Annotated in this window: 24 protein-coding genes; 14 read left to right on the forward strand and 10 right to left on the reverse strand. The window is 71.3% G+C overall.

Annotated features, from left to right (window positions below; translation table 11 throughout):
• Positions 1-32: 32 nt before the first annotated feature.
• From ACFYOU_RS19840 to ACFYOU_RS19865, 6 genes are all read right to left on the reverse strand, one after another.
• Positions 33-896: a DUF3592 domain-containing protein gene (locus tag ACFYOU_RS19840; RefSeq protein WP_391307131.1), complete on the reverse strand. Its 864-nt coding sequence runs from the start codon at positions 894-896 to the stop codon at positions 33-35.
• Between the two features lie 25 nt (positions 897-921).
• On the reverse strand, positions 922-2,028 hold the full coding sequence (locus ACFYOU_RS19845; protein WP_391307133.1) for a hypothetical protein: 1,107 nt from the start codon (positions 2,026-2,028) through the stop codon (positions 922-924).
• 88 nt (positions 2,029-2,116) lie between these two features.
• Positions 2,117-3,394 (reverse strand): glutaminase, encoded by a 1,278-nt coding sequence (locus tag ACFYOU_RS19850; protein ID WP_391307134.1) that lies wholly within the window; start codon positions 3,392-3,394, stop codon positions 2,117-2,119.
• A 157-nt stretch (positions 3,395-3,551) separates the two neighbouring features.
• Complete coding sequence (locus tag ACFYOU_RS19855) at positions 3,552-4,172, reverse strand: LysE family transporter (protein WP_391307136.1); 621 nt, start codon at positions 4,170-4,172, stop codon at positions 3,552-3,554.
• 137 nt (positions 4,173-4,309) lie between these two features.
• On the reverse strand, positions 4,310-4,507 hold the full coding sequence (locus ACFYOU_RS19860) for a DUF397 domain-containing protein (RefSeq protein ID WP_391307138.1): 198 nt from the start codon (positions 4,505-4,507) through the stop codon (positions 4,310-4,312).
• On the reverse strand, positions 4,504-5,364 hold the full coding sequence (locus ACFYOU_RS19865; RefSeq protein WP_391307256.1) for a Scr1 family TA system antitoxin-like transcriptional regulator: 861 nt from the start codon (positions 5,362-5,364) through the stop codon (positions 4,504-4,506). The genes ACFYOU_RS19860 and ACFYOU_RS19865 overlap by 4 nt, the downstream gene beginning before the upstream one ends.
• Before the next feature lie 196 nt (positions 5,365-5,560).
• Between ACFYOU_RS19865 and ACFYOU_RS19870 the strand changes: the two genes are divergently transcribed.
• From ACFYOU_RS19870 to tgmC, 6 genes are all read left to right on the forward strand, one after another.
• The gene (locus ACFYOU_RS19870; protein WP_389767250.1) at positions 5,561-5,857 is read left to right on the forward strand and encodes a hypothetical protein; all 297 of its coding nucleotides are present in this window, start codon (positions 5,561-5,563) and stop codon (positions 5,855-5,857) included.
• Positions 5,854-5,985 (forward strand): hypothetical protein, encoded by a 132-nt coding sequence (locus ACFYOU_RS19875; RefSeq protein ID WP_385493534.1) that lies wholly within the window; start codon positions 5,854-5,856, stop codon positions 5,983-5,985. Before ACFYOU_RS19870 ends, ACFYOU_RS19875 begins: the two co-directional genes overlap by 4 nt.
• Positions 5,982-6,215, forward strand: coding sequence for a hypothetical protein (locus ACFYOU_RS19880; RefSeq protein ID WP_391307141.1), 234 nt, complete (start codon positions 5,982-5,984; stop codon positions 6,213-6,215). Before ACFYOU_RS19875 ends, ACFYOU_RS19880 begins: the two co-directional genes overlap by 4 nt.
• Before the next feature lie 88 nt (positions 6,216-6,303).
• Positions 6,304-6,576 (forward strand): putative ATP-grasp-modified RiPP, encoded by a 273-nt coding sequence (gene tgmA, locus ACFYOU_RS19885; protein ID WP_387000050.1) that lies wholly within the window; start codon positions 6,304-6,306, stop codon positions 6,574-6,576.
• Positions 6,576-7,538, forward strand: coding sequence for an ATP-grasp ribosomal peptide maturase (tgmB, locus tag ACFYOU_RS19890; protein ID WP_391307143.1), 963 nt, complete (start codon positions 6,576-6,578; stop codon positions 7,536-7,538). The genes tgmA and tgmB overlap by 1 nt, the downstream gene beginning before the upstream one ends.
• Positions 7,535-8,677: an ATP-grasp peptide maturase system methyltransferase gene (gene tgmC / locus ACFYOU_RS19895; protein WP_391307144.1), complete on the forward strand. Its 1,143-nt coding sequence runs from the start codon at positions 7,535-7,537 to the stop codon at positions 8,675-8,677. The genes tgmB and tgmC overlap by 4 nt, the downstream gene beginning before the upstream one ends.
• Before the next feature lie 56 nt (positions 8,678-8,733).
• Here the strand turns inward: tgmC and thrS are convergent, their stop codons facing one another.
• Both thrS and ACFYOU_RS19905 read right to left on the reverse strand, forming a co-directional pair.
• The gene (thrS, locus tag ACFYOU_RS19900; RefSeq protein ID WP_391307146.1) at positions 8,734-9,969 is read right to left on the reverse strand and encodes a threonine--tRNA ligase; all 1,236 of its coding nucleotides are present in this window, start codon (positions 9,967-9,969) and stop codon (positions 8,734-8,736) included.
• A gap of 217 nt (positions 9,970-10,186) precedes the next feature.
• Positions 10,187-10,681, reverse strand: coding sequence for a pyridoxamine 5'-phosphate oxidase family protein (locus tag ACFYOU_RS19905; protein ID WP_391307148.1), 495 nt, complete (start codon positions 10,679-10,681; stop codon positions 10,187-10,189).
• A gap of 467 nt (positions 10,682-11,148) precedes the next feature.
• On the opposite strand from ACFYOU_RS19905, the gene ACFYOU_RS19910 reads away from it, so the two are divergent.
• The 4 genes from ACFYOU_RS19910 to ACFYOU_RS19925 all read left to right on the forward strand — a co-directional run bounded on the left by ACFYOU_RS19910 (position 11,149) and on the right by ACFYOU_RS19925 (position 16,000).
• The gene (locus ACFYOU_RS19910) at positions 11,149-12,417 is read left to right on the forward strand and encodes a hypothetical protein (protein ID WP_385493528.1); all 1,269 of its coding nucleotides are present in this window, start codon (positions 11,149-11,151) and stop codon (positions 12,415-12,417) included.
• Between the two features lie 574 nt (positions 12,418-12,991).
• Positions 12,992-13,846: a calcium-binding protein gene (locus ACFYOU_RS19915; RefSeq protein ID WP_391307149.1), complete on the forward strand. Its 855-nt coding sequence runs from the start codon at positions 12,992-12,994 to the stop codon at positions 13,844-13,846.
• A 278-nt stretch (positions 13,847-14,124) separates the two neighbouring features.
• The gene (locus tag ACFYOU_RS19920; RefSeq protein ID WP_391307150.1) at positions 14,125-14,970 is read left to right on the forward strand and encodes a calcium-binding protein; all 846 of its coding nucleotides are present in this window, start codon (positions 14,125-14,127) and stop codon (positions 14,968-14,970) included.
• A 205-nt stretch (positions 14,971-15,175) separates the two neighbouring features.
• Positions 15,176-16,000, forward strand: a complete 825-nt coding sequence (locus ACFYOU_RS19925) for a calcium-binding protein (protein ID WP_391307152.1) — start codon at positions 15,176-15,178, stop codon at positions 15,998-16,000.
• A gap of 200 nt (positions 16,001-16,200) precedes the next feature.
• On the opposite strand, the gene ACFYOU_RS19930 is transcribed toward ACFYOU_RS19925, so the two are convergent.
• Together ACFYOU_RS19930 and ACFYOU_RS19935 are read right to left on the reverse strand one after the other, a co-directional pair.
• Complete coding sequence (locus ACFYOU_RS19930; RefSeq protein WP_391307154.1) at positions 16,201-16,914, reverse strand: hypothetical protein; 714 nt, start codon at positions 16,912-16,914, stop codon at positions 16,201-16,203.
• A 24-nt stretch (positions 16,915-16,938) separates the two neighbouring features.
• A complete protein-coding gene (locus ACFYOU_RS19935) occupies positions 16,939-17,367 on the reverse strand; it encodes a MarR family transcriptional regulator (protein ID WP_391307156.1) in 429 nt (142 codons plus the stop codon).
• A 134-nt stretch (positions 17,368-17,501) separates the two neighbouring features.
• Here ACFYOU_RS19935 and ACFYOU_RS19940 point away from each other — a divergent pair, with 134 nt between their 5' ends.
• From ACFYOU_RS19940 to ACFYOU_RS19955, 4 genes are all read left to right on the forward strand, one after another.
• Entirely contained in the window at positions 17,502-18,377 is an 876-nt protein-coding gene (locus tag ACFYOU_RS19940; protein ID WP_391307158.1) for an MBL fold metallo-hydrolase, read from the forward strand.
• A gap of 132 nt (positions 18,378-18,509) precedes the next feature.
• Positions 18,510-19,736, forward strand: coding sequence for a helix-turn-helix domain-containing protein (locus ACFYOU_RS19945; protein ID WP_391307160.1), 1,227 nt, complete (start codon positions 18,510-18,512; stop codon positions 19,734-19,736).
• 90 nt (positions 19,737-19,826) lie between these two features.
• Positions 19,827-21,011, forward strand: coding sequence for a helix-turn-helix domain-containing protein (locus tag ACFYOU_RS19950; protein WP_391307161.1), 1,185 nt, complete (start codon positions 19,827-19,829; stop codon positions 21,009-21,011).
• 153 nt (positions 21,012-21,164) lie between these two features.
• On the forward strand, positions 21,165-21,590 hold the full coding sequence (locus ACFYOU_RS19955; protein ID WP_391307163.1) for a hypothetical protein: 426 nt from the start codon (positions 21,165-21,167) through the stop codon (positions 21,588-21,590).
• Positions 21,591-22,128 lie beyond the last annotated feature (538 nt).

Raw genomic sequence — 22,128 nt, forward strand, 5'->3', positions numbered from 1 at the left:
GGTCCGCCGCCGCGCCGTTCGCGTACCGGTCCTCAGAGCAGCAGCACCGCTCCCGCCGCGGCCGTCGCCGTGAGCACGACCACCGCCGCGACGTGCCACCTCACGTCCCACCCCGCCGAGCGCTGTTCGGCCGCGCGGTCCAGCGTGAACCCGGCCGGGTCGGCGGGCGGGTAGTGGACCGTGACCTCGCGACCGAACGCACGGGCCGGGTCCGCGAGGTGCGACGTGCAGTGGGCCGTGACGGCGGTGCCCGCCCGGGTGGTGAACGACACGACCGGGGTGAGGGTGGTCATGGTGCAACTGCTGTCGTCGACGGTGACGTCCTTCAGCACCGCGACGACCCGACCCGGCACGCTCTCCATCACGGCCAGCCCCTCGCCGCGGCGCTTCTTGGCCCGTACCGCCCCGGGGAGTTGCACCGCACCGGCGACCGCCCACGGCGCACCGCCACCGATCAACGCCCACGGCCACCCCCAGCTGACCGCGGCGAGCACCACCAGCCCCACGTACACCAGGAACAGCGCGAAACTCGGCCAGCACAGTCCACGACCGGACTCCTGCGGGGTGGCGGAGAACCGGTACGCGTGCGGTCTGCCCCGAGGATGGCTCACCCCGACCTCCCGGCCCTCCCAGGCCGCGGTGATCATCTCGCCCCGCTCGCCGTCGTTCGTCACGACCACCTCCCGACCCGAAGCCGGATCACGGTACGAGACCACCACCCAGATCCCGCCCCGCCGGGGCCCGCCGTGCCGGGGCTGCCGCACCTGATCGATCCGTCCCGTGAGCCGGACCGTCCGCTGCTCCCGGGTCACTCCGGCCAACGACATGCCGAACCCGACGAGCGCCGCCCCGCCCCACACCGCGCACCACAGCACCGCGATCGCGTCCCACCCCATGGCCCCTCCTCCTACGACGATCCGCTCAACTGCCGCCGCTGCGCCGGAGCACGGTGCCCCGACCGTCCGCCTCCAGCGTTCCGCTGCCCCCGCTGCCGGTCACCACGACCCTGAGCCTCAGCGAGCCGGTGACCCCGTCGGCGATGAGCTGCCAACTCCGCGCAGTCCCCACGCCCGGCGCGGTCCCGGCCTCCTCGACCAGGTCGGGCACCCGGTCGTACGGCAGGGACCTCGGGTCGAAGCCGGCGGCCCGCACACCGGTGGGGGAGAAGACCACCGTCAGCATCCGTTCCTGCACGACGACGGTGAGCGCCTTACGCCGGTCCGCGCCCCGCGTCAACGACTCGACGGCCTCGCGCAGTTGGTGCCCGTTGAGCATCGACTGCCCGGAACCGAGGGTGACCGTGCCCGTCGCCGAGGTCACGGTGCTCGTGGACCACGAGGAGGAGACGGAGGGGGCGGGCGCGGGGGCGGACGGCGCGCGGCCGTCGTTCGTGCCCCGGTCGGAGTCGAACAGGTCCGCCCGGAACAGCAACAGCACGGCGGCCACGCCGAGCAGCAGCCCGAGGAGCGTGAGCAGACCACCGGCACAGCCGCTCGGGGTCTCGCCCTTCACCACCGGACCGGGCACCGCATCCACCTCGGCCCCGGCCGCCCGCTCCTCCCACTGCGGCGTCGGCCGTTCCACGATCCGCGTCTTCCACGGTCGGTCCGGCGGGTACTCCACCACCACGACGCCGCGCGGCCGGTAGTCGGGCAGCTCGACCTGGTTGACGTCCTGCCACATCTCCACCCGGAACGCGGGTGCGTCGTCCGGGACGACGGACAGTTCGAACCGCACCGGCACGTCGCTGGTCTCCGCCTTGGTGGCCTCCCGGGCCTCGATCCTGGCGAGCGCCGTGCGCGGTACGACGGCCGCTCGCCGGGCGCGGCGCGGCAGGGTGCCGAGGAAGAAGGCCAGTCCGTAGACCGCGGGCAGGGCCAGCCCCGTGACGACCAGCGGCGCCCGTTCGACCACGCAGCCACCGATGAACGCGGTCAGCGACGCGCCGATCACCCCGCCCGTCAGGAACCCGAAGGCGAGCCCGGCGGGCTTGCTGTGCGGGGACGGCGCGCTCGCGGGGTTCGTCATGCGGCCGATTGTCCCCGTCACGACTGCCGCCCGACAGCCCTGTGCCGAAGGGCTCTTCAGCGTTCGCGGGGGGCCGGTGGGCGATGCGTTACGCCATCACGGCGTGCTCCACGTCCCTGACCACGGTGACCCGGCCGCCGTCGCCGGGATCGGGGTCGGGCAGGATCGACTCCGGGTCGACGAGGTACATCTCGTGACCGTCCAGCGTGAGTCGGCGCACGACCTCCAGCACCATGCGCCGCGCCACGTCATCGATCGCATAGACCCTGCTGAGGTCCAGGACCACCCGCACTTCTTCGGGAGCGGTGTTCACGGTTTCCCGGACGACCCTCTCGGCCCCGGCGAAGCCGATCCCCCCTTGCAGTTCGAAGACCCGGACCGCGTTCGGTCCGTCGCCGACGACGTGGTTGGACCGCACGATGGCACGCGCGGCGGGGGGAACGTCCATCACGTGCAGACCCATGTCGGAGGAGAACCGTTCGAACAGCGACACGCCGCGCACGCTGTTCCCGTGGGCGTCCAGCCGTGGTGAGAACGTGGCGATGCCGATCTGGCCGGGGAGCGCACCGATCAGGCCCCCGGCCACCCCGCTCTTCGCCGGAATGCCGACCTGGGTCGCCCAGTCACCGGCCGCGTCGTACATTCCGCAGGTGGACATGACGCTCAGCACCTGACGCACCACCGGTTCGCCCACCACTCGTTCACCCGACAGGGGGTTCACGCCGCGGTTGGCCAACGTCGCGGCCATCATGGCCAGATCCCGCGCGGTGACGAGCACGGAGCACTGGCGGGTGTAGCCCTCGACGACGGCCCTGGGGTCCTCGGCGAGGATGCCGTAGCCGCGGAGCATGTACGCGATGGCGAGGTTGCGGTTCGCGTGCTCCATCTCCGACACGCACACCGCCTCGTCGAGCCTCAGCTCGCGACCGGCGAACGCCGAAAGACCGCGGACCACCCGCTCCACGCGCTCCGTCGGAGTCAGGCCCTCCGCACCGGCCAGCGAGTGGGTGGTGATCGCGCCGGCGTTGATCATGGGGTTGAAGGGGCGGCCGGTATCGCTTTCGAGGGAGATGTGGTTGAACGCCTCTCCCGACGGCTCGACACCGACTTTGGCGAGCACGGGGTCGAAGCCGCGGTCCGCCAGCGCCAGCGCGTACGCGAACGGCTTGGAGATCGACTGGATCGTGAACTCGGTGTCGACGTCACCGGCACCGTAGACCTCGCCGTCCACGGTGGCGAAGACCGCGCCGAGGCGCTCGGGGTCCGCTGCCGCGAGCTCGGGGATGTAGTCCGCCAGCTGACCAGAAGTGTCCGACTCGACCTTTCCGAGGGCCTCGGCCAGATAGTCGGGAATGACCGACCGCATGCGTTCTCCTCCGTGCCTTTCGTTCGCCGGCGCCGAGGTGGATCACCGCGCCGATGCGTGCACCGTAGCCGCAGCCCTCGTGCTCGGCGCTCCTGCGCCCGGTCGCGCGGCGTGGCTGCTTCGCGGTGCCACGGACCGTGCCGTGGGCCGGGAACCGTCAGCCCTCCACGGCCATCCGGACGCCGAGCACGAGCAGCACGCCGCCGGAGACCTGCTCCAGCCGCGCACGCACCTTGGCCCGCGAGATGAACCCCTTCAGCCGGCCGACGAACCACACGTACAGCCCGTAGTAGCCGATCTCGAAGACCGCCCAGATGGCCGCCAGCCCGATCATGGTGGCCAGGTGCGGCGCCCCCGCGGGCACGAACTGCGGGAGGAAGGACATCGCGAAGACCGCGGCCTTGGGGTTGGCGAGGTTGAGCAGCAGACCCGAACGGTACGCACGCCACCCCGAGCGGACCGGGGCAGCACCCTGGTCGGTTTCCTCGTCCTGCCCCCGGCGGGCGTTGATCAGCGCCTTGACGCCGAAGACGATCAGGACCACGGCGCCGCCGATCCGCAGCACGTCGTACGCCACCTGGGAGGCCGCGAGCAGTGCGGTGAGCCCGAGTGCGGCGGCGACGCCCCAGACGAAGACGCCGGTCTCGTTGCCCAGGACGGTCAGGAAGCCGGCACGCCTGCTGCGCAGGGACTGCTGGATGATCAGCATGGTGCTCGGGCCGGGCGAGGCGGCGATCAGGGCGCAGGCGCCGAGGAAGGCGAGCAGGGTGCTTAACATCCGTCCATCGTGCGCTTCGTGGTCGGAACGTGTCCACCGGCCGCGGTCCCGGGCACCCGTGGCACCCGTGCGCAGGGTTGCGCCCCCGTCCCGTTCGCCAGCTGGCTGGGTGGGGGCGCTTCTCGTTTCCGAGGCCGTTACGTCTGGTTGGTGTCCGAGAGGTTCGCTACGAACGCACTCCAGCTGCGTGCGGCGACCGCCACGATGGGCGCCGATTCGCCGCGCTTGCTGTCCCGGAACTGAACCGCGTTGCCGTGCCCGCGGACCTCCACGCAGTTGTGCGTGTTCCCGTTGCTGTACGACGACTTGAACCAGTCTTGACCTATGGTGCTCATGTCTCTTGATAACTCCTCGCCGCCTCGGCGAGGACGCGACTACTCGCATCCTCGTCAAGTGCCATGGACCAGATACTCGCGAAGGCGGCGCCGTACTGCTCAACCTCCGCGTCCTTGTCAAGGTAGTACCCGCTGGTCAGCGTATCGCCATACACAGTGGTGGGCTCTCCCCCAACTACGGTCGGAAACCTCATCATCACGAACGACCCTGAGAGAACTCCGGGGTGGGCTCCCACCGACAGCGGAACTACCCTGATCGATGCCCGTCTCACCCCCGCCACGTACACCAAGTGCCCGATCTGCGCGGCCATTACCGCCGCGCCGCCGATCGGTCGGCGCAGTGCGGTTTCATCCAGGGCTACGCGGACCTTGGGCGCTCCCTCCGTACGGGTCAGGATTCTCTGCCGTGCCATTCTGATGTCGACGCGAGTCTCCACTTCTTCGTCAGCCATGGTGGGGTAATGGCTGCGCACGATGGCGCGAACGTAGTCAGGCGTCTGGAGCAGGCCCGGTACGAGGTCGCCTTCGTAAGTGTCGATCTGCCAGGCGGTCTCCTCCAGGCTGGCGTACATGTTGAAGCCAGGCGCGTTGTAGCTATGCCACCAGGCGCGCGTCTTGGACTCCTGCGCTAGCCCCATCAGGGCCGCCGCTGCTTCGTCCGCGCCGTACACGGTGCACATGTTCTGCACGTCCATGGACCGGAGCGGGGTTCTACCCCCCTCGATCCGCCAGATCTTCGACTCTGACCACTCCAGCCGGTCGGCAGCTTCCCGCTTCGTCATCCCTGCGGCTTGACGGAGCTGGCGGAGGTTCCGGCCGAGTTGCCGCCGAGCGACTGTGGTTTGTCCCCTGACCATTCGGTCCTCTCGAAAGTCGTGCACGGTGCGTGAACTGTCACGCACCGTGCGCCGGTGAAGGGCTACTCGCACCTCGTTCGGTGCCAAACCCACCGTGCACTGTTGCACGGTGCCTCGTCGCCCGGGCAGCGTTGAGGTTAGGCAACCCCCGCCCAAGTGCGGGGCGTTGACCGGGATCACCCTCACGAGGAGACACATGGAACCCCCTCACCCTCAACCCCAACCGCCCCGCCCGACGCTCGCGGAAATCCGCGCGGGCGAACACGGAACCCCACCCCCGCCCGGCGGCGACTACGCCGCGGACCTCGCCGTCGAGCGGCTGACCGCCGCCACGCGGCAGAGCGGGATCGAGCTGCCCGGGCTGTCCGTACTGGAGGACGGCGCCCGGCCCCCACTGGTCTACCTGGGGTGGTGCAACGCCCGGGCCGGCGAGGTCATCGCGGAGGCCCTGATCATGCGTCGACTCGTGGGCACCCCGGGGACGGACGCGTGAGCCGTACGCGTCGTCGTCCGCGCTACCGGGTGACCCCGGACGGGACCCTGTGGGGCGGCATCGTCCTGTTGCTGGCGTGGGGGTCCCTGATGGTCGTCGTCGTGCTCGTCGCGACGGAGGGCATGTGAACCCGGGGACGCCGGAGGCCCCCGCGGTCGGTGCGGTCGTGTTCGACCCCACCAAGGGCGCGGTGGGGCGGGTCATCGGACTCCATCACGACCTGGCGATGCTCCAGCGCGCAGCGGGGCGCCCTTGGGAGGCCCGCGTCGGGGCGCTGCGCCCGGCGTCCCCGCTCGAAGAGCGCCGTCTTGCCGCACTGGTGCGTCGGCACGCGTCCGCCGTGCGGGCCGGTCGGTGACACCCGTACGGGAGCAGTGCGTAACTCGGCTGCTCAGCCAAGTCGTTGAACTACCGACACCACACCAGGAAACGGAGGCGTAGGACAGATGACGCAGAGCAGCGCGCCGTGGGGCACGCAGCGGATGGGGCCGTACACGAGCACCACCGCGGTTCCGCAGTGCACGCCAGTGATCGACCCCGAAACGCAGATCGCGGTGACCGTGGACGAGCACGGCCGGACCGTCGAGCTGGGCCGCCACGGCACCAGCACGAGCGGGTTGACGCCCACCATGACCACCCCCGGTGACGGGTCCGGTCCGGACGGCGCGACCGACGCGGACACCACTGAGTCGTACGACCAGGACCAGAGTTCCGACTGATGGCCGGCAGCAGGTCGGTACTGGTGCTGACCAACCCCCACGACGTGACCGCGGACGTGGTGCTGCGGCTGCTCGCCGAGCGCCGGGTGCCGGCGGTCCGTCTCGACCCCGGCGTCGACCTGCACGCGGGCGCCTCGCTGACCGTCACGTTCCGTACGGGCGACCAGCGGGGCGCTCTGCGCACGGCAAGTCGGGAGCTCGACCTCGACCACGTGCGGTCGGTGTGGACGCGTCGACCCTCTCCTTACGAAGGTCCGTCGGAGCAGCACGGCCAGAACCGCCGCTTCGCTGCCGAGCAGTCGTTCTGGGGTGCCGGCGGCGTCCTCGCGTCGCTGCCCGGAGCGCACTACGTCAATCATCCGTGGGACAACCGAGCGGCCGAGTTCAAGCCCGTGCAACTGTCAACCGCACGGCGCTGCGGCCTTCTGGTGCCCAATACGGTGATGACCGATGACGCCGAGGAAGCTCGACGGTTCGTCGCGTCCTCGCACGGCGCCGTGGTCTACAAGCCGTTGTGGAACTCCCCCTATCGAGTGAACGGCCAGCCGCACAGCGTGTGGGTCCGTGAGGTGAACGGGTCCGAGATCACCGACGCCGTGTCCGTCTGTCCGCACCTGTTCCAGGTCAAGGTGGACAAGGCGTTCGACGTGCGGGTCACCGCCGTGGGCGGTCGACTGATCGGGGTCCGGATCGACAGCCCCGATCTCGACTGGCGCCGCCGTCAGGACCTGATGACGTGCACACCGATCGAGGTGCCGGAGCCGGTCGCGCGGGCGGTCGTCACCTACCTCGCCGAACTCCGTTTGACCTACGGTGCGTTCGACTTCGCCGTCACCGCCGGCTGCGACTGGTACTTCCTGGAGTGCAACCCGAACGGCCAATGGGCGTGGCAGCCCGCGGAGGCCACCTCGGCGATCGCCCGCGCCCTGGCCGACCAGTTGGAGAAAGGCCCCGACACGTGAGTACATCGGCACGGCTCCGCGACACCCTGACGGACAGACTCACCGAGGACGGCACCCTGACGGAACCCGAGTGGAGCAGCGCCGCCCGGTCGGTGCCCCGGGAACTCTTCACGGGGTCGTACTTCGCGCCGGTGGCGGGCAGCGCCCCCACCCGCTACCGGCCGGTGCGGGAGGGCACGCCCGGATGGCTGGAAGGGATCTACTCCGACCGGACGCTGATCACTCAGCTGGACGGCCGGACCAGGCCCGACGACGTAGCGGAAGGGGCCGTGTCCGGTTCCCCGTCCTCGTCGTCCACCCTGCCCTCGCTGGTGTTGCGCATGTGGCAGCAGCTCGGCGCCGAAGCGGGGCACCGGGTGCTGGAGATCGGCACCGGAACCGGGTACTCGACCGCCCTGGGTGCGCACCGTCTCGGGTCCGCCCGGCTCACCAGCATCGAGTACGACCCGGTGGTCGGTGCAGCTGCCGCCGCGGCGCTCAAGGTTGCCGGGTTCGCCCCGCGACTGATCCTCGGTGACGGGCTGCGCGGCGACCCGGACGGGGACCCGTACGACCGGCTCATCGCCACGTGCGCGGTCCGGTACGTTCCGCTGCCGTGGCTGCACCAGGTGCGGCCGGGCGGAAAGATTCTGGTCACCCTGTCAGGGTGGGGTTACGCCAACGCCCTCGCCCTGCTGGAGGTGACCGGTCCCGGGGAGGCCACGGGCCGGTTCCTGCCCGGATGCACCAGCTTCATGATCGCCCGGCCGCACGACCGGCCGCCCCGCCCGACGCTGGCCCTGTTGCCCGGCGACGAGCGCCCGAGCCGGATCGACCCCGGGAAGCTCGACGACTGGACGGGTGCCTGGGTCGCGCAGCTCGCGGCGCCCGCGGCCGAGCGCTTGGGGGCGGGGGCGGAGCAGATCCTGTGGGACGTGTCCACCGGTTCGCAGGCCCGGACGGCTCCCGGTCCCGACGGCGGGTGGACCGTCGTGCAGCGCGGGCCCGTGCGGCTGTGGGACCGGGTCGAACGGGCCGTGCAGTGCTGGCAGTCCGCCGACGAACCCGGGCAGGAGGCGTTCGGCCTCACGGTCTCGGCCGCCGGTCAGCGGGTGTGGCTCGGCCGTGCGGACGGGCCCGGCTGGGACCTGCCGATCTGACGCGTCCCGTCCGGCCCCGCCTCCGCACCCCGGCCTGGTTGAGGCGAGGACGCCCGCTACGAGGTGGCGTCGGCCCACAATTCGGTGCTGTGGGCCCCGACCAGAGCGCTGATGCGGGTCAGTGCGTCGGCGACCGGCCGCGGGTCGAGTCGGCGTCCGTCGCGCAGGCGCAGGGCGACGGACTCGTCAGCGGCCTCCTTGGCGCCGATCACGGCCTGGTAGGGAACCAGGCGGGCCTCGCGGACCCGGGCGCCCAGGCTGCCGCGGTCCGGTCCCGCGACCCGGGCGCGCAGCCCGAGAGCAGTGCAGCGCCGGGCGAGGGCTTCGGCGTTCGGCAGTTCGGCGTCGGAGATCGGGAGGACCACCAGTTGGGTGGGGGCGAGCCAGGCGGGGAAGGCGCCGCCGTGCTGTTCGACGAGGTGGGCGACGGCTCGCTCCACGCTGCCGATGATGCTGCGGTGGACCATGACCGGGCGGTGCTTGGCGCCGTCCGCGCCGATGTAGTGCAGGTCGAACTGTTCGGGCTGGTGGAAGTCGACCTGGACGGTGGACAGGGTGGACTCCCGGCCGGCGCCGTCGGTGACCTGGACGTCGATCTTGGGACCGTAGAACGCGGCCTCTCCCTCGGCCGCCTCGTAGGGCAGGCCGGAGCCGTCGAGGACGTCGGTCAGCAGGGCGGTGGACCGTTGCCACTTCTCGGGCGCGGCGACGTACTTGCCGCCGGGGCCCGGGAGGGAGAGCCGGTAGCGGGTCGGGGTGATGCCGAGCGCCTCGTACGCCCGGCGGATCATCTCCAGCGCCGCCCGCGCCTCCCCGGCGACCTGGTCCAGGGTGCAGAAGACGTGCGCGTCGTTGAGCTGGATGGCCCGCACCCGGGTCAGCCCGCCGAGCACGCCGGAGAGCTCGGAGCGGTACATGCCGCCCAGTTCCGCCATGCGCAGGGGCAGTTCGCGGTAGCTGTGGGAGCGGGACCGGTAGATCACCGCGTGGTGGGGGCACAGGCTCGGGCGCAGGACGACCTGCTCCCCGCCGAGGTCCATCGGCGGGAACATGTCGTCGCTGTAGTGCGCCCAGTGCCCCGAGATCTCGTACAGCTCCCGCTTGCCGAGCACCGGTGAGTACACGTGCTGGTAGCCCGCCCGCCGCTCGGCGTCACGGACGTACTCCTCCAGGGTGTGCCGTACGGTCGCGCCGTCGGGCAGCCAGTACGGCAGGCCGGCGCCGATCAGCGGGTCGGTGTCGAACAGGTTCAGCTCACGGCCCAGTTTGCGGTGGTCGTGCCGGGTGGTCATCGCGGTCTCCTCGCTGGGTGCGGGGCACGTGACCGGGCCGACGACGAAGCCCCGGGGCACGTGCCCCGGGGCTTCGGATCAGATCGTCTGTCAGCGCGCCGGGACACTTTCCGGCGTCGTCGTCATCGCAGCGCGCTTCATGGCGGAGACGTTAGCAGGGCGGAGCGGTGCCCACACGGTCATTCCTCGTCGGGGTCGCGCGGGTCGCGCGCCGGGGTCACGTCCGGCGCCGCCTCCGCACCCCGGCCGCCGGCGTCCAGAACTCGACCACCAGGTACTGCTCGTCCTCGACGGTGGTCAGCACGACCTCCGTGACCTCGGTACGGAACAGGTGGAACGGCCCGGGCGGCGGCCCCACCTCCGCTCGGAACCGTGCCAGCTCGTCGGCGTCGACCACCTCGACCGCCCGCCCGGCGACCCGTACGTCCCCCTGGGCGAGTTCCCCCGCGCCGGACCCGTGGTTGGCCTGGAGCGCGAAGCGGGGGTCGCGCAGCAGGTCCCGTGCCTTCACGGAGTCCGGCATCATGCCCATCGTCAGCTCCCCGTACCGGAACTGGACCTCGATGCCGGAGGTCCGGGGCGACCCGTCCCGGCGGAGGGTCGCGAGCGTGTGGTGGGTGTGGGCGGCGAACCGTGCTTGGGTCGCTGCCGCCAGCTCGGGTGCGGCTGCGGCGAACGCGGCCCAGCGGCTCGGTGGGGATGTCTCTCGCATGCCGCCACTGTCCCCCCAATACCCGACAGCTCCTGTCCGGTATTCCTGAACGTCCACCGATCGGCTCCGCGACCCCGCGACCCCCGGAAACGGTTGCGTTCCGTTTCCAACACAGCGCGGTGCGTCGCGTCCACCACCCGCACACGGGCCCGGCGCAACCGCCTCACCAGCGACGATGAACACCCACGGGCGACGCAACGGCGCAATCCCGCGTACCGGACGAACCCGTACGGACCTCGATCGCGGCGGAAAACGCGCGCTCCGGTCAAGCCGGACACCCGGTCCGCTCCCGTTCGGGGGGTGCCCGGGGCCCTCGGAGTCCGCCCGGGTAGGGCACAATTCTCGTTCATCACAAGGAACTTGCGTCCACGTACGGGTCAACTCCCGTGCGTGCGCGGACGCGAGCGCGGAGCACGATCAAAGCCGGCGGCGACGCGGGGACGTACGGGGAAAGCGGAGTGGGCGCGGTGGCACTGACGGACGCGGGGCGGGACACGCACGAGGGCGGCTGTGCGTGCGGGGACTGCCCGCACGGCGCGCGCCAGGGGCACCGGCGCGCGGTCGCCGCGTTCCTCGCCAAACGCGACGAACTGGCCGCCGGGCGGGGGCTGCCCGCGGCCGTCGCCCGTTCCGCCGGGGCCACCCGGCAGTGGGTGTCCGACGAACTCACCCAGTCCGCCGAGGTGGTGGCCGCCCGCGGCCGGGCCGCCGGCACGTCCTGGCGGGCGTCCCTGTGGCCGCGCACCCTCGCCGTGGTGTGGGGCGCGACCGGGGCCCTGCTCGTCGTCCAGACCTTCACGGCCTTCGGCACCGGCTGGAACACCGTCCGCACCGCGGGGCTCGTCGCCACGGTCCTGGTCGCCGGTCTGCTCACCCTGGCGGCCCGGGTCCACCGGGCCAGCGGCGGGGTCCTCGCCCCGTTGATCGGCGAGGACAACCGCCTCTCCACCTCCCGCGCGGTCGCCGGGGCGTGGGTGCTGTTCATCGGGTACGCGGTGCTGGTGCTGGCCGGGCAACTCGCCGGCGCCTCCGGGCACGCCGAACGGGACGCCCTGATCGACGGCCTGGCGCTCGCCCGCGGCGCCGGCACGCTCACGGTCGTCGCGGTGCTGTGCGCGGTCGCCGTGCTGGTCCGCCGGGTGGTCTCGGTCCGGGTGCTGGGGCAGCGGCTCCAGAAGGTACGGGCGCTGCGGCCCCGCGCCGCGGACCTCCTCACCGACGACTCCGGGCGGGGCAGCTTCACCGACGTCCAGTACGTCCTGGTGACGGGCGTGGCCCTGGTCTTCACGGCCGTCCGACTGGGCCGGCGCCCGGAGCGCTTCCCCGACCTGCCCTGGGGCCTGGCCGTCCTCGTCCTCGTCTCGGCCGTGACGTACCTCGCCGGGAAGTACGCGGAGGGCGGGCGCCCGATCATCCACTCCGTGGTGCGCTCCCGGGAGGCCGGCGACCTCGACTCGCCGATCCGCGCGGGCGACGACATCGAGATCCGCGGCGCCGGCTTCGTCCCGCCCGGCGGCCAGGACGCCGAGTCGCTGACCCGACTGGTGGTCCGCATCGGCCCGGTGAACGTCCACGTGCCCTTGATCCCGATCCCGGGCGGCTTCACCAACCCGTCCGACGGGGTCCTGACCGTCCCGGTCCCCGCCGAGGTCGAACCGGGACGGGTGGACGTCCAGGTCATCACCGCGGCCGGCATCGAGACCAACCGCACGACCATCGAGGTCGCGGCGGACTAGCCGGCTTCGGCGTCAGCTTTCAGCTTTGACTTCGGCTTCGGCGGCTTCGGTGGACGGCGGCGCGTCCGAGGCCGGTCCGGCGGTGAGAACGAGTACCCGCGCAGGGCGGTGACCGTCGGCGGCGAGGGGGATTTTCGTGGTCGGCCCGCCGCGGGACCGGCCGATGGCATGGTCGCCCGGCACACAGCCCCCGTCCCCCTCCCTACGGGACCCGGCCGGGTGCCGGTGAACGCGCCCGGTCGTGGAGTCCACCACGACGGCCCCGTACGGACCCTCGTCGGCGCCGCCCGAGCCGTCAGCGCGGTGCAGGCGATCGCCTCGATCGCCCCCGGTTGACCACGCAACCGACCCCCCCGTCTGGGTGGCGCGTACGGGAGCTGACCCTCGATCCCCCTGGCTGCGCGTCAGTTGACGACACGGCCTGACGAGGGATCAGATAGCCCGGACGAAACTGCCCAGGGGCCGTGGAGTTCCGCATCCCGGCTGCTCCGCCCCACGTTTCGGCCCCGCCGACGCGCGCCGGAGGCACCAGGCGGCGTGCGCGGCGGTCGGCCCACACGGACAGGAACCATGCATGAAGACCCATAACCTCATCGCGCTCGCGACCGGAGCCCTGACCCTGACCGCCCTCGCGGTTCCCGCCGCACACGCGGACGACCGGTCCGCCGGTTCGTCCGCGCGGTCCAGCGCTGCGGCGCAGGAGCCGGGCCCCTTGGACGACAACATCGACCGCTTCGTGGTGAACGACGGCAAGGACCTGGTCGTCGGCGTCTCCCCGAAGGAGTTCAAGGCCACGTTCACCGCGAAGTACCACAGGGAGATCAAGAACGGCACCGTGGTCCTGTGGCGGGGCGGCGCGGGCGTCGAGTCGGCGGAGCGCGTCCTGGCGCCGCAGGTCAACGACGACGGGACCGTGCCGCGCTTCTGCAAGAACATCGTCCTGCGCTTCTCCTCCTGCGTGGTCCCGATCGTCGCCGACCCGAAGGGCGACGTGCCCGACACCGACCTCAACAACGAGTACGCGGGCCGCTGGAACGTGGCGGCGTCACTGACCTACGACAGCACGCTCATCGAAGTCGACGAGAAGTTCGCCACCCACTACGTGAAGCGGGCGGCGAAGTTGACGGCGGACGCGTCGCCGGAGTCGGTGCGGCGGGGTGCGGACGTGACGGTGAAGGGCACCTTGACCCGGGCGAACTGGGACACGCACCGGTACGACGGCTTCGGGAGCGGGGCGGGGAAGGTGAAGCTCCAGTTCAAGAAGGCGGGCGGGGCGTGGCAGACCGTGAAGACGGTGTCCGCCGACAGTGGGGGCAAGGTCAAGGCGACCGTCAAGGCGTCCGTCGACGGCAGCTACCGCCTCACCTACGGCGGTTCCACCACGACCGGCAAGGCGACCTCGCCCGCCGACGTCGTCGACGTCCGCTGAGGCGCCCTGACGCCCGCTGACGTCTGCTGACGTCCGGCACCGCGTACGCGCGGTGACCAGAGTGCTCGACCCTGGCACTCCCAGGGGGGCGGTGGAGGATAAGACCAACTCCACACGCCCGTACAACCGTTGGGAAGGTCGGACGGTCTGTTCCGGTGGAGTCGATGGACTCCGCGACCAGCCGGACGGGCGCCGACCGGTAACGCACCGTGACCACGGGAGGGCGGTGCGTCGACCCGACGACCGAACAGTTCCGACTACGTGGGGAAGAGTTCTTGATGCGTATGCGTGCCCCGATCGCCGTCGTGAGCGGCGTTCTGGCCCTTTCGGCCCTGACCGTTCCGTCCGCCCAGGCCGACGGCGGAGGACCGAGCCCGTCCGGGGCGCCCTCGGCGTCCGACGTGGCGACCGGCAAGCTCACCGGCATCATCGTGAACGGCGGTGCGGACGTGGTGGTCGGCACCTCGGTGAAGAAGTTCTCCGTCGAGGTGAGCGCCTGGGACGAGGGCGGTGTCGAGCAGACCGCCGCCGCCCTGTACCAGGGCCTCTACCTCACCTCGAAAACGCTGATCACCTCGTACGAGGCGCGCCCCGCCCCGTGCGAGTACACCGCGACCTCGGCCACCTGCCGGTTCGTCTTCGAGGCCCACCCGAAGTCCCACTCCGGCAGTTCCCACCTGGACCTCCAGAACAAGCACGCCGGGGTCTGGAAGACCGCCGGGGGTGGTTTCCGGGAACTCGACGCCCCCGGCCGGACCGTCGTCGTCGCGGAGGACATCCATTACAGCGACGTCAGCGTGAAGCGGGCGGCGAAGTTGACGGCGGACGCGTCGCCGGAGTCGGTGCGGCGGGGTGCGGACGTGACGGTGAAGGGCACCTTGACCCGGGCGAACTGGGACACGCACCGGTACGACGGCTTCGGGGGCGGGGCGGGGAAGGTGAAGCTCCAGTTCAAGGAGACGGGCGGGGCGTGGCAGACCGTGAAGACGGTGTCCGCCGACAGCCGGGGCAAGGTCAAGGCCACCGTCAAGGCGTCCGTCGACGGCAGCTACCGCCTCACCTACGGCGGTTCCACCACGACGGGCAAGGCGACCTCGCCCGCCGACGCCATCGACGTCCGCTGACGTCCGCTGACGTCCAACACGCGCGGTAAAGAACGCACGTGAGTACTGCCCCCGGTCCACGCGGTCCGGGGGCGGGGCGGAGCACCGGACGACCCGGCGACTCCGCCCGTCCGACCACGACCATCGGTCCCGTGGCCGTACGCCCTGGAAACTGCAAGCACGGGGTGGCGTACGGCGGCGGGGCCCGTACCGACAGGACAACCGTATGAAGAGCCGTGCCGCAATAGCACTGGTGACCGGCGCTCTGGCGCTGGGTGTCGTTGTCGTGCCCGTCGCCCACGCGGAGGACCGGCCCGTCCGACCGGTGGCCGCCGACCCGGCGGACGACCTGAAGATCACCGACTTCACCGTGCGCGGTGGCAAGGAAACGGTGGTCGGCCTCCAGTCCAAGACCGTCGAGGCCACGTTCACCGCGGAGCACCCCGGGGGGCTCTGGTTCGTCACGGGGGGCCTGTGGCGGGGGCCGAGCTACTACGAGTTCGACCGCAGGCAGTGGATGTACGTCCCCGAGGAGAGCGACCCCCGCAACTGCGAACGCGTCACGTGGACCAAGGTGAAGTGCGTGGTGAAGTTCTCCGCCAACCCGAACGCGAGGGAGGCCCGTTACGATCTCGACGACGCGAACGCGGGCAAGTGGAATTTCGCACTGGAGGCCACCGACCACGGTGAGATGCCGGCCGGGACCCTCACCAACTACGCGACCCACTACCTGAAGCGGGCGGCGCGGCTGTCGGCGGACGCGACGCCGGAGCCGGTGCGCCGGGGCGCGAACCTCACGGTGAAGGGCGCGCTGTCCCGGGTGAGCTGGGACAAGCAGTGGTACGCCGGGTTCGCGGCCGACCAGGTGAAGCTCCAGTTCAAGAAGCGGGGCGGCAGCTGGCAGACGGTGAAGACGGTGGCGGCGGACAGCCGGGGCCGGGTGAACGCGACGGTCAAGGCGTCGTCCGACGGCCACTACCGCTTCACCTACGGCGGTTCCACCACGACGGGTGCGGTGAACTCGGCGGCCGACTTCGTCGACGTGCGCTGACGGGGACGACGGCCCGTGCGGTAACTCGGCCGACCTGGCCGACCCGTCCTACGGGCGCCAACCCGGCTGCGTAGGACGACCGCACGGCACTCCTGAGCAACCTGCACCACTGCTTCCTGTGACGGGGAAGCGCTGAGGGCGACGCCGGACGGCGTCGCCCTCTTCGGCGTACGGGCCACGGCCTACCGCCCCCGCTGCGCCTAGAGCTGCCACCACCAGGCTTCGAGGTCGTGGTCCTCGGCGAACTCCACGGGCACCGCGAGGGGTGACCGGCGTGCGAGGGGGAGCGTGCCGGTGCGGCGCACCACGGCGCGCAGGTCCCGTACGGCGGGCAGCTCCGCGAGTTCGGCGACGTCGTAGGGGCAGCCGGCGGGGCCACCGAGGAGGGTGGCGCAGCCGAGCGCGTACCAGGTGGCGACGAGTTCGTGGTGCTGCGCCTCCTCGGCGGCGACGGCGACCTCCCGGACCACCTCGATCAGCGGGGTGCGGTCCGGCGGGACGGCGTCGGCGCCGACGAGCGCGCCGGCGGCGACCATGCGCCGCCACAGTGCGGTGCCGGCGTCGCAGTAGAGGAACGGCGGGTCCACGTACCCGTCTTCGAGCCAGGAGTCGTAGCCCGCGAAGTCGGGGGCGTCCTCGTCGAAGGTGCGCAGGCCGGTGAACTCGGTCAGCGCGTGGAAGCGTTCGGGCCGTGCGGCGTGGTCGGGGTGCCGCTCGACCGGGAACCGGTACGCGTACCCGCGGCGCAGCAGTGCGTCCATCACCCGGAAGTGCGTGAACGAGCAGTCGTACCCGCTCTGGAACCGGTACAGCGTCGCGAACCAGCCCCGGACGCGCGGATCGCCCGGCTCGGCACGGTCGTCCAGGGCCCGGACCGAGTCCGCGACCAGGTCCTCGATCTCGTGCACGGACACCCGTACCCCCTGTGTCGACGCCGACTAGGAACGCGTGATCGCCTGCTCCAGCAGGCTGCGCAGGGACCGTTGTTGTTCCGGGTCGAGACCGGCCAACGGTGAGTTCTGGACGAGGAGTTCGAGGAGCCGTTCGCGAGCGGCGCTGCCCGCCGGGGTGAGGACGAGGCACTTGGCGCGGCGGTCGGTGGGGTGCGCGCGGCGTTCGACCAGGCCCTGTTTCTCCAGCTTGTCGATGACGAAGGTGGCGTTGGAGGGCTCGCAGCTCATGCGTTCGGCCAGTTCCCGCATGGTCATCGGCCCGGCCATCTCGCGCAGTGCGGTCGCCTGGGCCCCGGTGAGGCCCAGGGTGACGGCGCAGTCGCGGGTGTGCTCGGCGATCTGCTGGGCCAGCCCGTTCACCAGGCAGCACAGGTCCCGCTCGGCGAGGGCGGGCGGCTCCGAGGGCGTCGTCATGGAGTCCACTCTAACAAGTCCATCAAGCAAGAATATTTCTAGCTTGCATGATTCTATCTTGATGCTTATGGTCGTTACCGTCGCCTCCACGAGGCGCGATGACGGTCCGTCAGAACGCAGCAGCGGAGACGTAGATGACGCATTCCACGAGGGACCGGGACGGCGAGCGGCTACGGAGGCCGGCCGGCCCCCGTTCGTTACGGCTGGGCGACACGAAGGTGTCCTACGTGCCGGACGGAGCGGTGCGGCTCAGGCCGCGCGACCTGATCCCCGACGCGAACGACGAGGTGTGGGCCGCCCACCCCGAGTACCTGGACGAGTCCGGCAGCCTGGTGGCGAGCATCGGCGGCCTCCTGGTGGAGAACGGCGACCGGGCGCTGCTGATCGACGCGGGCTTCGGGCCGAGGTCATGGCCGCCCGCGCCGGACGGTCCGCTCGGCGCGATCCACGGGGGCGCGCTCCTGGACGGCCTGGCCCGGCTCGGCCGCGGCCCCGCGCAGATCGAGGCGGTGGCCTTCACCCATCTGCACCCCGATCACACCGGTTGGGCCTGGCACTCCGCACCCGGCGCCGGCCGCCCCGCCTTCGCCGGTGCCGACTACCTGGTGTCCGAACCGGAATGGGCCCGGCGCGACCTCCTCCAGGAGCCGGAGGCCGCGGGCCTGGCCCCGTACGTCCGTACGGTGGCCGACGGGCAGGAGGTCTTCCCGGGCGTACGGGTACGGGTCACCGGCGGTCACTCGCCCGGCCACGCCGAGTACGTCATCACCTCGGGCGCTCAGCGGCTGATCGCCTTCGGCGACGTGTTGCACTCCCCGATCCAGGTCGCCCACCCCGCGTGGTCCACCGTCTTCGACCACGATCCCGTCCGCGCGGCGGAGCGCCGTCGTCGGCTCCTCGCGGAACTGGCCGAACCCGACACGATCGGCTTCGGCGTCCACTTCGCGGACGTGGTCTTCGGCCACGTGGATCGCCACGGCGACGACTTCGCTTGGCGCCCCTTGGACTAGCGGTCGTTCGCTCGGGTGGGCGTTCTGCGCGATCCGGTCGTGCGGGGAACGGGGGTGAGAGTTCACGTTCGGGCGGCGGTCGAGCAACCGGGTCGGCTTAGGCTGGCCTCCGGTTCACCTACAGGGGGTCCCATGGGCACCATCCATGTCGGTCAGCGTGTACGTCAGCTGCGGAAGATGCGGCACCTCACCGTTCGCCAGCTGGCGACGCGAGTCGCGATCAGTACCAGTCTGTTGGAGAAGATCGAATCGGGAGACCGGTCCCCGTCACCTGCTCTTCTCACCCGGATCGCCGGTGAGTTGCGGGTGGGGCCCGATCGGCTCACGGGGCAGCCGTACATGAACGGCGCCGAGTCCGAACACGCCGTTCAGGCCGTGATTCCGGAGCTGCGCAGGATCTGCCTGACCTACGACCATCCGGATGACGAGGTCCTGGCGCCCCGGTCGCTGTCGGCCCTCGCCATCGAGACGGAGCGGCTGTCCCGGTTGCGTCAGGACGGCCAGTACGTCGCCATGGGTCCGCCCTTGCCGGCACTGCTTTCCGAGCTGACGCACGTGGCGCTGACGTCCACGGGCGAAGAGCAGCGGCGGGCGTTCGGATGGCTGGCCCGCGGCTACCGGGCGACGAACTCGCTGGCTCACAAGCTGGGCTACCACGACCTGTCGTTGACCGCGGTGGAGCGGGTCCACTGGGCGGCGGACCGGGCCGGAGACTCCTTGATGCAGGTCACGGCCGCCTACTTGAAGGCTGGTGCGATGCTGCGGCTCGGCGCCCTCGGCTCCGCGCGCAAGCTGCTGGAGGCGCTGGTCGAGGAGATCGAGCGGTTGGCGCCGGAACGCGCGCTGACGACTGCGCAACTCGCGGTCCAGGGAGCGGTGCTCCTGAAGCTGGCGGTCGTCGAAGCACGTGACGGGAAGCCGGAACGCGCGTGGGAACGGCTGGCCGACGCACGAGCGGCGGCGGGGGTGCTCGGTGGCGACAGCACGCACTACGAGATGTCGTTCGGCCCCACGAACGTGCGCATCCACGAGATCGCCACGTTGATCGACGTCGGTGGCACGGGCGAGGCACTGGCGCGCCTGCGTGAGTGGGGCGCCGAGCAGGGGCAGGACATGTGGGAGCTGCCGGTCGATCTCGCCGCCGAGCGGGCGTCGCACCACCACATCGACGTAGCCGCCGCCCGACTTGCCGAGGGTGACCGGGGCGGTGCGTTCGTGGACCTGACGGCGGCCCGTCGGATCTCTCCCGCGCACACCCGGTTCCACCCCACGGCACGACACACCGCCGGGACGCTGATGAGGCTCACCCGGGGCAACGACGAGGCGGTTTCCGCATTTGCCCAGTGGGCAGGGGCCTGACCACCCGTCAAGCAGTCGCAACATTGGATATGGGGCCGACCCGTAGGGCTCCCGGTACCGTTTTGGCATCTCGCCGGAACGGAGCCCAGTATGTCCGCACGTCCGCAGGATCACACCGGAGCCCGCATCAAGCGTCACCGCCTGGAGCGGCAGCTGACCCAGAAGGCACTGTCCGATGTCTCGGGGGTCGCCTACTCCACGCTGACCAAGACCGAGCAGGGAGTCATCCCCGCGACCCCGTACGTCCTCAGCTGTCTCGCCCGGGCCCTCCGGGTCGACGTCAGCACACTCAACGGGCAGCCGTACGTCGCTGAACTGCGGGCCGATGAACTGGACATACTGATCCTGCCGATTCGTGAGGCCCTGGACCTGTACGACCTCGGAGTGGACCCCGACGTCGCGCCCCGCTCGCGTGAGCGGCTCGCGGCGGAGGCCGAAGGCTTGTGCGTGTCCGTCCGGGCCGGGCAGTTGAAGCGGGCTGCTTCGCGCGTGGCCGCTCTGATCGAGGAGGCGACGACCGCCGCCCACGCGGGTGCCGCGTCCGAGGACTGGCTGACCCTGGCCAGCGCCTATCGCACCGCTTACGACGTGGCGACGAAGCTGGGGTACCCCGATCTGGCCGCACTGGCGCTGACCCGGATGGACTGGGCGGCAGGCCGGGCATCGAGCGCCGTGGTGTGCGGCATCAGCCGCTACATGCGTGCTCTGTCGTACCTGAGGGCAGGGCAGTACAAGACCGGTCGGCGCCTGGTGACCCTCGGCTTGGAGACGGTCGGACAGGCGGACGACGGACGGGAACGCGCGGTGGTCACGGGACAGTTGCACTTGGGCGCCGCGGTCATCGCGGGACGGTCACAGAACCTCACCGGCGCGAAGGAGCACCTGGCGGAGGCGGAGCGCATCGCCACCGGAACGGGTGAGGCGGTGAAGGTGTGGTGGCTCGCGTTCGGCCCCGCGAACGTGGCGGTGCACCGGGTCAGCGTGCTGGCCGAGGCCAACGAGTACGAGGCCGCGGTCCGGGCCGGGGCGGACCTGTCGCTGCCCGGTGACTGGCCCTCCTCGCGGACGAGTCACCACTTCGCCGAACTGTCCCAGTCACAGCTGTGGACCGGCGACATCGACGGGGCGTTCCGGAGCTTGGTTCGGTCCCGTAAGGCCGCTCCGCAGCAGGCCCGGTACTCGCCCACGGTACGACAGACCTACCAGGGCTTGGAGTCGGCCAAGCGGCGTCTGCCCGGCGACTTCCTGTCGTTCGGATCCTGGCTCGGCTACTAGGCGAACACGTCGCGTGAATCCTTGGCCCTGACTATCAACAACGCCTGATAGTCGGGGCCTTGTGCTGCCCCCAGTCTGGTGAATCGCAGGAGCCCCGGCGACCGTGCGCGCGGTCCCGGGGCGTGGCCGACCGACCGAACAGGGAGAGCCGACGTGGAGCACGGTACAAGCGTGGGCGTGGTGAGGGGAGAGGACGTGGTGGAGGAGAGGCCGCCGACACTGGGTGAGTTGTTGGTGGAGTGGGCGCGGGGGCGGAAGCTCGCGGACCGCGTCGCGGTGGGGGCGCTGGTCGCGGAGGGGGAGTTGCTGACGCGGGACCAGGTGCGGCTGGCACTCGTCGTCAAGGAGGACGGACGGCTCGCGTGTGACTGGGAGCGGCTGGCACGCCGGCACTGCCTGATCGGTGAGCTGTCGGACGCGGAATCGGTGTTCCTGCTCTTCGTGCTGGGGGTGGCGCAGCGCTCGCCGATCTCGCTGGCGCGGGTGGGGGAGCTGGGGGAGCGACGGTTGGTGCTCGTGCTGCGGGCGCTGGCCGCGCTGGCCGGTTCGGAGACGGTCGCGGTGGGGGTCCGCACGTGAGCCGGGTCCGCCGCCACTGCGCACGGTGCGAGGGGCCCATTCGCTGGTGGCACGCCCGTACGCAGCGGTTGCGGTTCTCGCCGTCCGGCCCGGGCTGCACGCTGGACCTCCACCGGCGTTGCGTACCCGAAGGAGTGCCCTGCGCTCCGTGTGTGAAGGCGAGGATCTTCGGTCTCCGGGAGCACCACTGTCACGGGACGAGTTGGTACCGCCTCGACAGCGGGGTGCAGGGGCCGCCGCTGCGGCTCCGTGTGTGGGAGGGCCCCACGGCCTGCCCCTGTGACTGCCCCTGAGTACTGCGCTGTCCCGTGCGGGTGCGCTGCCGTTTCGCGCAGTTCCCCGCGCCCCCTGTCCGGTGCGTTCGGCTGCGCGTGCGCGGTGGGTTTGCGCAGTTCCCCGCGCCCCTGGATCTCGGGCGCTTCCCGTCGCCGTCGTCCGCCCGCCCCGGACCGGGCCCCGCACACCCGCGGACGAACTCCCGACCAGTCGGCCCCGAAAGGGGCGCGGGGAACTGCGCAACAGCCCAGCGCACCGCACG

It is taken from the genome of Streptomyces sp. NPDC005955 (genome assembly GCF_042871255.1).
GTDB lineage: Bacteria > Actinomycetota > Actinomycetes > Streptomycetales > Streptomycetaceae > Streptomyces.

What these genes read in the sequence shown, in the direction of transcription:
- ACFYOU_RS19840 (WP_391307131.1), bottom strand. Translation starts at nt 896, where the DNA reads ATGGGGTGGGACGCGATCGCGGTGCTGTGGTGCGCGGTGTGGGGCGGG.
- ACFYOU_RS19845 (WP_391307133.1), bottom strand. Translation starts at nt 2,028, where the DNA reads ATGACGAACCCCGCGAGCGCGCCGTCCCCGCACAGCAAGCCCGCCGGG.
- ACFYOU_RS19850 (WP_391307134.1), bottom strand. Translation starts at nt 3,394, where the DNA reads ATGCGGTCGGTCATTCCCGACTATCTGGCCGAGGCCCTCGGAAAGGTC.
- ACFYOU_RS19855 (WP_391307136.1), bottom strand. Translation starts at nt 4,172, where the DNA reads ATGTTAAGCACCCTGCTCGCCTTCCTCGGCGCCTGCGCCCTGATCGCC.
- ACFYOU_RS19860 (WP_391307138.1), bottom strand. Translation starts at nt 4,507, where the DNA reads ATGAGCACCATAGGTCAAGACTGGTTCAAGTCGTCGTACAGCAACGGG.
- ACFYOU_RS19865 (WP_391307256.1), bottom strand. Translation starts at nt 5,364, where the DNA reads ATGGTCAGGGGACAAACCACAGTCGCTCGGCGGCAACTCGGCCGGAAC.
- ACFYOU_RS19870 (WP_389767250.1), top strand. Translation starts at nt 5,561, where the DNA reads ATGGAACCCCCTCACCCTCAACCCCAACCGCCCCGCCCGACGCTCGCG.
- tgmA (WP_387000050.1), top strand. Translation starts at nt 6,304, where the DNA reads ATGACGCAGAGCAGCGCGCCGTGGGGCACGCAGCGGATGGGGCCGTAC.
- tgmB (WP_391307143.1), top strand. Translation starts at nt 6,576, where the DNA reads ATGGCCGGCAGCAGGTCGGTACTGGTGCTGACCAACCCCCACGACGTG.
- thrS (WP_391307146.1), bottom strand. Translation starts at nt 9,969, where the DNA reads ATGACCACCCGGCACGACCACCGCAAACTGGGCCGTGAGCTGAACCTG.
- ACFYOU_RS19905 (WP_391307148.1), bottom strand. Translation starts at nt 10,681, where the DNA reads ATGCGAGAGACATCCCCACCGAGCCGCTGGGCCGCGTTCGCCGCAGCC.
- ACFYOU_RS19915 (WP_391307149.1), top strand. Translation starts at nt 12,992, where the DNA reads ATGAAGACCCATAACCTCATCGCGCTCGCGACCGGAGCCCTGACCCTG.
- ACFYOU_RS19920 (WP_391307150.1), top strand. Translation starts at nt 14,125, where the DNA reads ATGCGTATGCGTGCCCCGATCGCCGTCGTGAGCGGCGTTCTGGCCCTT.
- ACFYOU_RS19925 (WP_391307152.1), top strand. Translation starts at nt 15,176, where the DNA reads ATGAAGAGCCGTGCCGCAATAGCACTGGTGACCGGCGCTCTGGCGCTG.
- ACFYOU_RS19935 (WP_391307156.1), bottom strand. Translation starts at nt 17,367, where the DNA reads ATGACGACGCCCTCGGAGCCGCCCGCCCTCGCCGAGCGGGACCTGTGC.
- ACFYOU_RS19940 (WP_391307158.1), top strand. Translation starts at nt 17,502, where the DNA reads ATGACGCATTCCACGAGGGACCGGGACGGCGAGCGGCTACGGAGGCCG.
- ACFYOU_RS19945 (WP_391307160.1), top strand. Translation starts at nt 18,510, where the DNA reads ATGGGCACCATCCATGTCGGTCAGCGTGTACGTCAGCTGCGGAAGATG.
- ACFYOU_RS19950 (WP_391307161.1), top strand. Translation starts at nt 19,827, where the DNA reads ATGTCCGCACGTCCGCAGGATCACACCGGAGCCCGCATCAAGCGTCAC.